12 protein-coding genes and 1 pseudogene are annotated in these 11,814 nt (G+C 43.1%); 4 read left to right on the top strand and 9 right to left on the bottom strand.

All coding sequences use genetic code 11. The features are described 5' to 3' along the window. Positions 1-134: 134 nt before the first annotated feature. Both FUA25_RS04195 and FUA25_RS04200 read left to right on the top strand, forming a co-directional pair. On the top strand, positions 135-629 hold the full coding sequence (locus tag FUA25_RS04195) for a hypothetical protein (RefSeq protein WP_147755625.1): 495 nt from the start codon (positions 135-137) through the stop codon (positions 627-629). 179 nt (positions 630-808) lie between these two features. Beyond that, positions 809-1,423, top strand: coding sequence for a TrmH family RNA methyltransferase (locus tag FUA25_RS04200; RefSeq protein WP_147755626.1), 615 nt, complete (start codon positions 809-811; stop codon positions 1,421-1,423). Positions 1,424-1,596: 173 nt separating this feature from the next. On the opposite strand, the pseudogene FUA25_RS13435 reads toward FUA25_RS04200, so the two are convergent. Then, positions 1,597-1,788, bottom strand: a pseudogene (locus FUA25_RS13435) (hypothetical protein); the annotation flags it as partial. 102 nt (positions 1,789-1,890) lie between these two features. Here FUA25_RS13435 and FUA25_RS04205 point away from each other — a divergent pair. Continuing rightward, positions 1,891-2,235, top strand: coding sequence for a hypothetical protein (locus tag FUA25_RS04205; RefSeq protein ID WP_147755627.1), 345 nt, complete (start codon positions 1,891-1,893; stop codon positions 2,233-2,235). A 195-nt stretch (positions 2,236-2,430) separates the two neighbouring features. Then, complete coding sequence (locus FUA25_RS04210) at positions 2,431-2,787, top strand: DUF4160 domain-containing protein (RefSeq protein WP_147755628.1); 357 nt, start codon at positions 2,431-2,433, stop codon at positions 2,785-2,787. Between the two features lie 165 nt (positions 2,788-2,952). Here FUA25_RS04210 and FUA25_RS04215 read toward each other — a convergent pair whose 3' ends face one another. The 8 genes from FUA25_RS04215 to FUA25_RS04250 all read right to left on the bottom strand — a co-directional run bounded on the left by FUA25_RS04215 (position 2,953) and on the right by FUA25_RS04250 (position 11,813). Beyond that, complete coding sequence (locus FUA25_RS04215) at positions 2,953-5,382, bottom strand: thiamine pyrophosphate-dependent enzyme (protein WP_147755629.1); 2,430 nt, start codon at positions 5,380-5,382, stop codon at positions 2,953-2,955. Between the two features lie 152 nt (positions 5,383-5,534). Beyond that, the gene (locus tag FUA25_RS04220; RefSeq protein WP_147755702.1) at positions 5,535-6,512 is read right to left on the bottom strand and encodes a polyprenyl synthetase family protein; all 978 of its coding nucleotides are present in this window, start codon (positions 6,510-6,512) and stop codon (positions 5,535-5,537) included. A gap of 142 nt (positions 6,513-6,654) precedes the next feature. Then, the gene (locus tag FUA25_RS04225; RefSeq protein ID WP_147755630.1) at positions 6,655-7,536 is read right to left on the bottom strand and encodes a hypothetical protein; all 882 of its coding nucleotides are present in this window, start codon (positions 7,534-7,536) and stop codon (positions 6,655-6,657) included. After that, entirely contained in the window at positions 7,533-8,252 is a 720-nt protein-coding gene (locus FUA25_RS04230) for a YoaK family protein (RefSeq protein WP_147755631.1), read from the bottom strand. Before FUA25_RS04230 ends, FUA25_RS04225 begins: the two co-directional genes overlap by 4 nt. Next, positions 8,252-9,286 carry a 23S rRNA (adenine(2503)-C(2))-methyltransferase RlmN gene (gene rlmN, locus FUA25_RS04235; RefSeq protein WP_147755632.1) on the bottom strand — a complete coding sequence of 345 codons (1,035 nt, stop codon included), beginning with the start codon at positions 9,284-9,286 and terminating at the stop codon, positions 8,252-8,254. Before rlmN ends, FUA25_RS04230 begins: the two co-directional genes overlap by 1 nt. Before the next feature lie 79 nt (positions 9,287-9,365). After that, the gene (gene queA / locus FUA25_RS04240) at positions 9,366-10,415 is read right to left on the bottom strand and encodes a tRNA preQ1(34) S-adenosylmethionine ribosyltransferase-isomerase QueA (protein ID WP_147755633.1); all 1,050 of its coding nucleotides are present in this window, start codon (positions 10,413-10,415) and stop codon (positions 9,366-9,368) included. A gap of 174 nt (positions 10,416-10,589) precedes the next feature. Continuing rightward, positions 10,590-11,075 (bottom strand): DNA-deoxyinosine glycosylase, encoded by a 486-nt coding sequence (locus FUA25_RS04245; RefSeq protein WP_147755634.1) that lies wholly within the window; start codon positions 11,073-11,075, stop codon positions 10,590-10,592. Positions 11,076-11,171: 96 nt separating this feature from the next. Next, positions 11,172-11,813 carry a hypothetical protein gene (locus tag FUA25_RS04250; RefSeq protein WP_147755635.1) on the bottom strand — a complete coding sequence of 214 codons (642 nt, stop codon included), beginning with the start codon at positions 11,811-11,813 and terminating at the stop codon, positions 11,172-11,174. Between the last annotated feature and the right edge of the window lies 1 nt (position 11,814).

Consider the following 11,814-nt stretch of genomic DNA (forward strand, 5'->3'; position numbering starts at 1 on the left):
AAGCTTTCGTCTTGTCCGCAGGACACGAGATCAAAGCCCGTTGAACCCCGCACGAATCCTTCGCGTGGCCCCCACCATCGTATTTTCAGCATTTGAAACTGCCTTCCAACAGAAATACCGTTATATATAATTCTATGAAATGTACGCCTACAAATCAAGTTCAGAGAATCGCACTATTCTTTTTATTGGTGTTGTTCTCCACCTGTATTGCTCAAAGTAAGGAATGTGAATTAAAAATTACGGCAGATGTTTCTGAACTAAATCTTGATGGCAAAATTTATCTGACTGTAAACAATACGGGCAATAAAAAAGCGAAGATTTTAAGAAATTACCATGCTTATAAAATGCAGATTTTAAATGCATTTGTTTACGACGAAAAGAGCAATGAATTTGTGCCGCTAAATTTTAATTATGCTGACATCGATTTTTTCAGGCAGGAGAAAACTCAACTTTTAAGGCCGAGAAAATCAAAAACTTACACAGTAAATATTTTTGAAACCTATCAAGGAGAAACATTGCTGAAAAATCACCAATATAAATTTGATTTGGCTTTTAATTTTGATGATCTTTACGAATGCAAATTGGACGGTTTCACTGAACTTAAAAACATCGAATACAAGCCAAATTAAACTACTGCGACGCTTCCGCGCGATATTTGAATTTTAACTTTAATCAGTGGGCTAAATTAAAGATTTGGCCGCGCCGAATCTGCAAATTCGTGCGGAAAGCAGGGGGAAATTACGATTAGCGTTGGAGAATTTGTTTATATTTGGGATTAGGAGTAATTTTAAACCATATCATCTCGAACATGGAAAGTATTATCTCAAAGAGTGGCTTAAGAAAAAAAGCTGACGAAATCAAGGACGGCAGATGCAAAAATTTAATTGCTGTTTTAGAAGAACCTTCCGATCCAAAAAATATTGGAACGGTGATTCGAAATATCAATGCGCTTGGAGTTGAAAAACTTTACATCGTTAATAGCAGAAATACAAATCCACCAACCTGGGATGCGATTCGAGAAACAAAATCATTATTAAAAACTTCGGTATCTGCAGTTAAATGGACTTTTGTAAAACAATTCAAAAGTACTGAAGAATGTTTGGACCACCTTGAAAAAAATAAATTTACATCTATTGTAACTTCCCCACACATAAAAGGAAAAACCAACGTCATACTTCAGGAAGGAGATTTTACTCAAAAAAGGCTTGCGGTTTGGTTTGGGAATGAATCCCGTGGCGTAAGCGATTTATTAATCGAGCGAAGCGATGCCTGTGTAAGTATTGAAATGTACGGAATCGTGGAAAGTCTAAATCTTGCTACTTCTACGGGAATCGTCCTGTATGAAATCACTAAACAAAGAAGAGCATATCAGAAAATAAATAAAAGAGGCAGGAAAAATGACCCTCCTATAAAATCTGAATAGGCAAAAAACTGCGGCTTACTTTTAAAGCGATTCAAGGTCGGTTTTTTTGAGGTCATCTGTAAAATGGGGCGAAAAGAGACCAGTAATGTGTTTTGTATTATTACATAAAGAAAGAGCGGGCTAAAGCCCGCTCCTATTGATTTTAACGCTCTAATAAAAAGCATCAAATTATTTTAAATCTTAGGAAATTTCGTAGGATTGATTTCATTGAATAACGCGTAAACCTTCTCCACCATATCATCCACACTCGGTTTGCTGAAATAATCGCCGTCGCTGGCGTAGGCCGGCCGGTGGTTTTCTGCACAGATCGTGAGCGGGTCGGAATCGAGGCATCTGAAGGCTTTCTGTTTTTCCAGGATCTGCTTTTAGCTCTGCTGAATCTGCGATTTTTGTGAGGCAGCGAGGGAAATTACGATTTGCGTAGCAGAATATGTGTATATTTGAATTCAGCAGAAATTATAACCACAATGAGCCGCGAACGAAGGTTACTTTTAATAACACTTTTTATTATTCCAGTTATTGTTTCTGCTCACGGACAAGAAGCTTTATATATCCTGTTTTGGGAAGGTCTATTGGTAATTATCCTGCTTATCCTTATCACTGCTCTAAAAATCAATCTTAAAAAAAAATTGATATTAGCCGGGTTATCTTCCCTCTCGATAATTGCAACTTTGCTGATTATAAGTAAAATTTCTTACCGAGGAAATGAGTTTAAAATAAACTTAATAATATTCTTAATTCCCACAATCACATTTCTTATTACTTTTTTGTTTTTGAAATTTAAATCAAAAAGACATGATGAAATTGAGTAAAATAACTTTTGTAAATATTTATTTCAGCAGGGTTGAATGTTACATATAGATTCCTCTAATTGATTTGTTATTTACAAAGCCTCATTATGAAAATACCTCCAACAGGAATACCGTTATATGCAATTCTATGAAAAGCACGCCTATAAATCGAGTTCAGAGAATCGCAATATTCGCAAAACTTCAATGTAAATACTAATGACACAAGAAGATTTTTTTAGTAATGTTTTAACTGAGTTAGTTAATATTTATTGGTCATATAGCGAAGCACAGATAGATGCCATGGTTAGTATTCCTGGCCTAGAAATCAAGGAAAAAGTCGCACGTATTAATGATTTAAACATCATTATTTACTCAAATGATCATGATCCGCCACATTTCCATGTAATTTCCAAGGACAAAAGTATTGATGCAAAGTTTACAATTGCGAACTGCGAATTAATCGCTGGTGAAATGAATGCGAAAAATATGAAAAGAATATTTGCCTTTTATAATTCTGCTAAAACAAAAATGATCTTGGAAAAAATTTGGAATAAAAAAACGAATAAACCATAACAGATAATTACGGTAACCGTGGTACAACATCTTATTTCAGGCAATATCCTTTAAAACAAATTCTTTAGAGCGATTTAGGAGTGATTTTTACAGCAATTCCACTATTTAAATGAATAAAAAAACTGCCCCATACTATGGAGCAGTTTTTTTATAGTCTTAAATTCTTTATATGTTTGGAAATTTCGCCGGGTTGATCTCATTGAACAAAGCGTAGACTTTCTCCACCATATCATCCACACTTGGTTTGCTGAAATAATCGCCATCGCTGGCGTAGGCCGGACGGTGGTTTTCTGCACAGATCGTGAGCGGGTCGGAATCGAGGTATCTGAAGGCTTTCTGTTTTTCCAGGATCTGCTGAAGGATAAAGGCTGAAGTTCCGCCTTCCACATCTTCGTCGATCACGACCAAACGGTTCGTTTTCTTAACGCTTTCCGCGATTTCGCTGGATAAATCGAACGGAATGAGAGACTGTACATCGATCACTTCCGCAGAAATGCCGATTTTTTCCAGTTCCTCCGCGGCTTCCATGACGAGTCTCCACGTAGAGCCATAGGTCACGAGGGTGACGTCGGTTCCTTCTTTCGTTACTTCAATTTTTCCGACCGGAACGGTGAATTCACCCAGATTGTCCGGCTGTTTTTCCTTGAGGCGGTAACCGTTCAGACATTCCACAATCAGGGCCGGTTCGTCGCTCTGGAGCATCGTGTTGTAAAATCCTGCCGCTTTTGTCAGATTTCTCGGCACAAGAACCAAAATCCCTTTGGAAAGGTTGATGATCCCTGCCATTGGAGAGCCTGAATGCCAAACCCCTTCAAGCCTATGACCGCGGGTCCGGATGATGACCGGTGCTTTCTGTCCGCCTTTTGTGCGGTACTGAACCGTGGCAAGGTCGTCGCTCATGCCCTGAATGCAGTATAAAATATAGTCGAGATACTGGATTTCGGCGATCGGCCTTAAACCGCGCATCGCCATTCCAATTCCCTGACCGAGAATGGTGGCTTCACGGATCCCGGTATCGGCAATCCTGAGTTCGCCGTATTTTTCCTGAAGGCCTTCCAGTCCCTGGTTTACGTCGCCAATATTTCCGGCATCTTCGCCAAAAACAAGGGTTTCGGGATATTTGCTGAATATCTTATCGAAATTGTTCCTTACCACTACCCTTCCGTCAACGGTTTCTGAAGCGTCGGAAAAGACCGGCATCACCTCTTTGACATTCGTCGCCTTTAAAGCCGACTGGGAGTATAAATGGGAGGAATAATTGTCTTTTTCAACCGCGAAAAGTTCAGTGAACCTATTCTGGAGCTGTTTTCTTTCACTGGAATCGGTGCCTCTCGTGAGGAAGAGTGATTTTCTTATCAAATGGAAGAGGTCCCTTTTTGCGGGAGCCACTACTTTGCTGAATTTTTCCATCTCCGCAGCAATGTCTGCATTCTGGGATTTGAGATTTTCCACCAAAGGCAACACGGTATTTTTCAGATCCTGAATGGTCTTCTGATAATTTTCCCAGGCTTTTTTCTGGCCTTCCTTCACGTATTTTTTCGCTTCTTCCTCTATTTTATCCAGTTCTTCAGCGGTGGCCAGCTGTTCTTCATTTTCTTCAATCTCGATGGAATAATTCAGGATCCACTCCCTGAATTTGTGCAGGCCGTCGAAGTCGCCTTCAAATTTCAGGCGGTCCTCATTCTTATATCTTTCGTGAGAACCTGAGGTAGAGTGACCCTGCGGCTGCGTAACTTCCACAACATGCACGACCACCGGAACGCTTTCGGTCCTGGCAAAATGTTCTGCTCTCGCATAGGCATCCAGCAGCGACGGATAATCCCAGGCTTTCACCTGAATGATCTCACAGCCTTGGTTTTCGCCTTCCTTTCTCTGGAAGCCGGAAAGCATTTCAGAAATGTCGGCTTTTGCACGCTGGTTCTGGGTCGGAACCGAAATCCCGTACCCATCGTCCCAAATCGAAACGATCATCGGCACCTGAAGCGCACAGGCGGCATTCAAAGTTTCCCAGAAATGCCCTTCCGCGGTAGAGGCATCACCGATGGTTCCAAACGCCACTTCATTCCCATTATCGGAGAATTTTTCTGACCCTTCAAACTTTACGGATTTGTATATTTTGGAAGCCTGCGCCAGACCCAAAAGTCTCGGCATCTGACCTGCAGTCGGGGAAATATCAGAGGAAATGTTTTTCTGCTCCATGAGGTTTTTCCAGGAGCCGTCTTCATTCAGACTGCGTGTGGCATAATGCCCGTTCATCTGGCGGCCGGCAGAAGCCGGTTCACGCTCCACGCTCGTATCGGCATAGAGCTGCGCAAAGAAACTTTCCACGGTTACGGCACCGATCGCCATTGCAAACGTCTGGTCGCGGTAATAGCCGGAGCGGAAATCACCGTTTTTGAAGACTTTCGCCATCGCCAACTGGGGAAGTTCCTTTCCGTCGCCGAAAATCCCGAACTTCGCTTTACCGGTCAGAACCTCTCTTCTGCCCAGATAGGACATCTCGCGGGAAATCCGTCCCAGTCTGTAATCTTCTACAATATTGTTCTTAAAATCCTGAAAAGAAATCTGCTGGGTTTCGATATAGGTGGTTTCCATAAAATCTGAGTTTGTACAAAAATAAGAATTATTCAGCAAATAACACCAAAGTGTTCCAGGAAGAGGGTGAGGTCAGGGTTAAGAGGCTAGAAGGTTAAGAGGATTCCGTTTCCTCCAACCTTATTTGAATTTAATCTAATGTACGGATGTCACTAGAATTTCCTTTCAATCACGTAATCCAGCATGAGGTTGAGGGAATGCTTGGCTTCAGAATCGGGGAAATCGTTGAGGATGGCTTTTGCTTTCTGCTGGAAATCTTTCATCACGTCCATCGCATAATCCAGTCCACCGGATTTCTTTACAAAATCAATGAGTTCCTTGACGCGCTTTTTATCGGTGTTGAACCTTTTAATCGTGTTGAAATGGTATTTACGGTCGGCTTCCGTCGCAATCTTTAAGCTGTGGATGAGCGGCAGGGTCATTTTCTGCTCCTTGATGTCGATCCCGACTGGTTTTCCGATGACGTTGGATGTGAGGTAATCAAAAAGATCGTCCTTGATCTGGAAGGCCATTCCGGTAAAGGTGCCGAATTCCATCATCTTCTTTGCCAGCACTTCATCCGCATCATTCGAAAGTACGCCAATCTCACAGCAGGCCGCGATTAAGGTGGCTGTCTTCTGGCGAATGATCTCGTAATAAACGTCTTCGGTAATGTCCAGTTTCCGGGCTTTCTCGAGCTGGAGCAGTTCGCCTTCACTCATCTCGCGGATAGTCCTCGCGATGACGGCAAGCAAATCGTAATCCTTATGGTCGGTGGAAAGCAGAACGGATTTGGAGAGCAGGTAATCGCCTACGAGAACGGCAATCTTGTTCTTCCACAAGGCATTGATGGAGAAAAAATTTCGTCTTTTAAAGCTTTCGTCCACCACATCGTCATGTACGAGTGTTGCGGTATGGATGAGTTCGATCATAGAAGCGCCGCGGAAGGTTTTTTCATTGACGTTTCCCACCAGTTTGGCGCAGAGAAAAACAAACATCGGCCGCATCTGCTTGCCTTTGGTCGTTACAATAAACCGCGTGACCTTATCCAGAAGCGGAACATTGCTCTGCATGGATTCATAAAACTTCTGTTCAAAAAGTTTCATTTCGTCGGTGATGGGTCTCTTGATTTCTTCTACAATATTCGACACAAATGGATAATGAAGGGGGTGAGTGTTTGGTGAAGACAAATATATTATTTTTCGGATAGATTATACCGATTTAAAACCGTTAAAATCTTTTGCTGATAAAAGTCCTGTTTTTGGCTGATATCAATCGGCTGAATGGAGAATTTCAGTGCAATTTCCTGTTCGGAACAAAATACAAACGCTGTCGGGCGGTGCCTAAAGGCGAGCGGAATTCTTCCCCGGATATGTAAACTCCACTTCCATCCACGGCAATGCCTTCGATCTGACCTATTGATAAAGCGCTTCCGAGGTAATATTTCTGAGGTTCCTGCTGAAAGAAAATTCCGGGCTGTGTTTCCGTGAAGACGCTTAGGAAAACTTCCGTCTTCTTCGTATAGCCGATCAGATAGAGTTTTTTGTCGAAATAAGAAGCATCGGTCACCACAAAATCTGTCTGAAAGGTTTCCAGTTGCTGCGCAGGCTGATTTCCGGCCATTTGCGGATCCAGGGTATAATGCGTTACCGCTCTGGAGCGCCATTCTTTCGTAAAGAGATGGATCTTTCCGTTCAGAAAAATCATGGCTTCCGCATCGTAATCATTGTCGATGAGGCGTTTTGTAAAATCGGTCTGTTGGGGGTAGAAGAAAGTGATTTCGCGGGCGTTTCCCAACGCGGAGGCGGTAAGAAGGCTTTCAAAAGGGATCCTGTAGATCTTCAGGTCCTTCCGCATGCCGGCATTACTCCCGAAATCGGCGATATAAATATTGGCGGAATCGCTGGTCATGGCTTCCCAGTCCTGGTTTTGAAGGCCAGTTGTGAAAGTCCGGTTTATTTTGCCTGATTTCGTGTCGATTTCAAAGATCTCGGAGGAATTGCCGCCATCGTTGAAGGTGTAGAGCTTTCCCCGAACGAAGTGGAGTCCGGAGTTTTCCTTTAAGGAATCGCTCAGCACGGAAACTTCAAACTTTCTGATCTTCAGAAAGTCCAGGTTCTGGGCAAAGCCGCTTTGAAAAATGACAAAGATGAGAAAAAGTAAAATTCTGTTCATGAGGTCTTATTTCTTAACAATAACAGCCGGATTTTGATAAAATCGTACAAAAGGCCCAGGAGCAATAACGCAGCTCCGAAAAGAAGGGCTTTGATGCCGAAACTTCCGAACAGAATACCGCCCGCAATACCGCCTGCAAAAAACATCCAGATGATTGTTAAACGCAGTTTTATGGATTTTATGAGTTTCTTTTTGTGGTCCTGATCCTTATAGAAGAACAGCTGGGAAAATTCTATGCCCATATCGGTAAAGAGACCCGTGAGGTGCGTTGTTCTTACGACTGCATTGGAGATGCTGGTGACGAGGGAATTCTGCATTCCCATTGCAAACAGGAGACTGAAGGCAATTATGTCCGGGTTTTCCTTCGCCAGAAAATTCCCGCTGAAAGCGATTGTTGCGAGAATCAGCGCTTCTGTTAGGGTGGGCACCACATAAATGAGGTTTTCGCGTATCCGGGAAGCAACTTCTACCGTAAAATTGGAAAAGAAAGCCCCTAAAAAGAAGAAAAAAATATAAAGGGCTACGTTAAAAGCACTCCGGAAATCCTGTTTGAACATCTCATCCACGAAATAGGCAAAATGTCCCGTCACATTGGTTGTAAGTTTCTGCACGGCAAAAAACCCCACTACATTCACCAAACCTGCCACGAAACCGAGCAGGGAAGCAATCCCCAGATTGTGCTTTTCGGTGCGGGATTTACCCCTGTGGCTGAACATTATTCACTCGATTTGTTCGCGAGCTGTCCGCAGGCGGCGTCGATGTCTCCGCCCCGGCTTCTGCGGATGAGAACCGTAATACCGGCATTTTCGAGCTGGCGGACGTAGTTTTCCTCCGCCTCTTTATTGCATTTGTCGTATTTTCCGTCGCCGATCGGGTTGTACTGGATCAGGTTGACCTTGCTCGGAACCTGCTTGCAGTAGCGGATGAGCGCTTTGATGTCTTCATCTTTGTCGTTGATGCCTTTCCAGACGCAGTATTCAAACGTGATGGGATTTCCGGTCTTTTCGTACCAGTACTGAAGCGATTCCATGATATCGGTAAGCGGGAACTTATCGGAAAAAGGCATGATCTCATTCCGCTTCACCTCAATGGCCGAATGCAGGGAGAGTGCGAGCTTCACACGAAGGTCATCATCGGCCAGCATTTTGATCATCTTCGGGATTCCGGAAGTGGAGACCGTAATTCTTCGCGGGGACATGCCCAAACCTTCCGGTTCGGTGATCTTCCGGATGGCTTCCACGACGTTCTTGTAGTTCATCATCGGCTCGCCCATACCCATAAACACAATGTTGGAAAGGGGCCTGTCGAAGTAGAGTTTGCTCTGCCGGTCGATGAGTGCGACCTGGTCAACAATCTCTGCGACCTCCAGATTCCGCATCCTTTTCAGGCGCGCCGTGGCGCAGAATTCGCAGTTCAGGGAACAGCCCACCTGGGACGATACACAGGCCGTGGTGCGGGTTTCGGTAGGAATCAAAACCGATTCCACCAAGAGGCCGTCGTGCAGCTTTACGCCGTTCTTAATGGTTCCGTCGGTCGATTTCTGCAACTGGTCCACCGAAATGGGATTGATGTGGTATTCGAGGGCGATCTTTTCCCGCAGTTCCTTGGAGAGGTTCGTCATTTCCTCAATCGAATGAAGATTCTTGCTCCAGAGCCAGTCATAGACCTGTTTCGCACGGAAAGGCTTTTCGCCAAGGGTAACGAAATAGGTCTGTAACTGTTCAAGGGATAAGGTGCGGATGTCTTTCATTATTAATGTAAAAAGTACAATGTATTCATGTATGCATGTCTATACATTGTACTTTTATTTATTATATTTTTTTTACAGATTATAAAATCAGCATTGCGTCTCCGTAAGAATAGAATTTGTATTCGTTCTTGATGGCTTCTTCGTAGGCGTGCATGAGGAAATCTTTTCCGGCGAAAGCAGCGATCATCATCATGAGCGTTGATTTCGGGGTGTGGAAGTTCGTGATCATGGCATTCGCCACTCCGAAATCATGCGGAGGGAAAATGAATTTGTTTGTCCAGCCGTGGTAAGGTCCGATCTTTCTGTTGGAAGAAACCGAAGTTTCCAAAGCCCTCATTGTTGTGGTACCCACCGCCACTACTCTTCTCTGCTCTTCTACCGCCTTGTTGATGATGTCGGCATTTTTCTGATCGATGATGGCTTCCTCGGATTCCATTTTGTGTTTGCTCAGATCTTCCACTTCAATCGGATTGAAGGTTCCCAACCCTACGTGAAGCGTTACTTCCGCAAAATCGATCCCTTTGATCTCGAGTCTTTTCATCAGGTGTTTCGAGAAATGCAGACCTGCAGTCGGTGCTGCTACCGCGCCTTCATGTTTCGCATAAATTGTTTGGTAACGTTCGGTATCTTCAGGTTCTACGGCTCTTTTGATGTATTTCGGAAGCGGGGTTTCGCCAAGTTCCTTTAATTTGATACGGAATTCTTCGTACGAACCGTCGTACAGGAATCTCAATGTTCTTCCTCTTGAGGTGGTATTGTCAATGACTTCTGCCACCAAGGATTCGTCTTCGGTAAAGAACAATTTGTTTCCGATCCGGATCTTACGGGCCGGATCAACGAGTACGTCCCAAACGCGGGTTTCCTTATCGAGTTCCCTTAAAAGAAAGACCTCAATCTTGGCGCCTGTTTTCTCTTTGTTTCCGTAGAGCCGTGCAGGAAAAACTTTGGTATTGTTGAAGATGAAAAGGTCTTTTTCCTCGAAATAATCAACAACATCTTTGAATAATTTATGTTCAATGGTCTGCGTTTTGCGGTGCAGGACCATCAATTTGGCTTCGTCTCTGTGTTCTGAAGGGTGTTCTGCCAGAAGTTCCTCCGGCAAGTGGAAATTAAAATCGGATGTTTTCATCAGGGAATTTTTATTATTTTTTGGTCTGCTGGAACCGCGCTTAGCCCGGTTTCATTTTTTTTAAATTACGGTTTAAAAAATCAAGTCCGAAAACGAATAATTTTCGGAGTGCAAATATACGCTATTGAAACCCCAAAGTCAAGTTTTCAGCGATTTAAAGGAATTTCCGGTATTTCAGATTTCCAGAACCTTCTTCCACTCTTCCAGTTTCCTTTCCAGGGAAATGGTATGCAGCGGACTCGTAGAGGGCATCACGAAGACGGGGAGGTCAAAATCCTTGCCGACGATCTTCGTCAGATTCTTAAAAGATTTCTGGCCGTTGCAGAAGATGGCTTCAATATTCGGGAAATCCTTCAGCAGTTTCACAATATCGTTGTGTTCCTCGTTCCTGATGCGGGTATCCAGACTTCCGTCGCGTTCGCAGGTATCGATAACATCCCAGACCGCGATCCTGTTCCTGTCCAGGATCTTCATTTTTTGCGAATAATCGGTTGTGATTTCCTCATTAAATAAGCGGAAGATGATCTTCCAGAAATGGTTCTGGGGATGCGCATAGTATTCCTGCATTTCAAGGGATTTCACGCCCGGTACCGATCCCAAGATCAACACTTTTGAGGATTCAGAAATGATTGGAGGAAAGGAGGAAATTCTGTTCTGCATTCAAACTGCTTTTAGTTTCGGCTAAAGCCATTCCAAATATAATAATAAAAGCAGGCTAAAGCCCGCTTTTATTTGTGCTTATTTTTAAGAAGATCTTTAGTTTCTAAAAACATTGTATCGGTAAACCGCTATCCAGAAAAAAGTTGAAACGAAACCAATTATGCAAATCAGGAGGGCGTGTTTTCTTATGTTCTTATCATATTTATACACCATACTTCCATCTTCAATCCTTTCTTTAGCTGTTATCACTACAAAATACCGAATCATGAAATAAGGCCCGACTATACATGCAAACATATAACTCAACAACAGATTGTTGCCTAACAGTTCAAGGCCGCTGGTATCGTTTTCTGAAAAATCTGAATTTATGATCTCCCTACGGCTGTCATTCATTTCGCTGAACTCCACTTTCCTGTTGGTAAGCAGTGTTTTGGCAAGCACATAATCAAACTCACTCCAATCACTTCTGTTGCCAATTATATCCAGCAATTCGTCATCCGAATATTCGAGCAAATAATAATCTGCAGGAAGACTTTCGAAATCAATTTCAACCAACCCTTCACGTAATCTGTCCACTCTATCAAAATCCTCGGGTTTCAGCTGCAACAAATATTTTTTATCTACAATCTCATTACTTTCCTGAATAAAATACTTTACCTCATTCTGTTTTAACAGGTTTTCAACAGCATCCAATTCCTGGCGTGCGTCGAATATGCGATAATCTTTAAGGATCTTCATT

This window comes from Chryseobacterium sp., from assembly GCF_008014695.1.
In the GTDB taxonomy this organism is placed as follows: Bacteria; Bacteroidota; Bacteroidia; order Flavobacteriales; family Weeksellaceae; genus Kaistella.

Excerpts from the sequence above, each read along its gene's own strand:
- FUA25_RS04195 (WP_147755625.1), top strand. The coding sequence starts at position 135 with ATGAAATGTACGCCTACAAATCAAGTTCAGAGAATCGCACTATTCTTT.
- FUA25_RS04200 (WP_147755626.1), top strand. The coding sequence starts at position 809 with ATGGAAAGTATTATCTCAAAGAGTGGCTTAAGAAAAAAAGCTGACGAA.
- FUA25_RS04205 (WP_147755627.1), top strand. The coding sequence starts at position 1,891 with ATGAGCCGCGAACGAAGGTTACTTTTAATAACACTTTTTATTATTCCA.
- FUA25_RS04210 (WP_147755628.1), top strand. The coding sequence starts at position 2,431 with ATGACACAAGAAGATTTTTTTAGTAATGTTTTAACTGAGTTAGTTAAT.
- FUA25_RS04215 (WP_147755629.1), bottom strand. The coding sequence starts at position 5,382 with ATGGAAACCACCTATATCGAAACCCAGCAGATTTCTTTTCAGGATTTT.
- FUA25_RS04225 (WP_147755630.1), bottom strand. The coding sequence starts at position 7,536 with ATGAACAGAATTTTACTTTTTCTCATCTTTGTCATTTTTCAAAGCGGC.
- FUA25_RS04230 (WP_147755631.1), bottom strand. The coding sequence starts at position 8,252 with ATGTTCAGCCACAGGGGTAAATCCCGCACCGAAAAGCACAATCTGGGG.
- rlmN (WP_147755632.1), bottom strand. The coding sequence starts at position 9,286 with ATGAAAGACATCCGCACCTTATCCCTTGAACAGTTACAGACCTATTTC.
- queA (WP_147755633.1), bottom strand. The coding sequence starts at position 10,415 with ATGAAAACATCCGATTTTAATTTCCACTTGCCGGAGGAACTTCTGGCA.
- FUA25_RS04245 (WP_147755634.1), bottom strand. The coding sequence starts at position 11,075 with ATGCAGAACAGAATTTCCTCCTTTCCTCCAATCATTTCTGAATCCTCA.
- FUA25_RS04250 (WP_147755635.1), bottom strand. The coding sequence starts at position 11,813 with ATGAAGATCCTTAAAGATTATCGCATATTCGACGCACGCCAGGAATTG.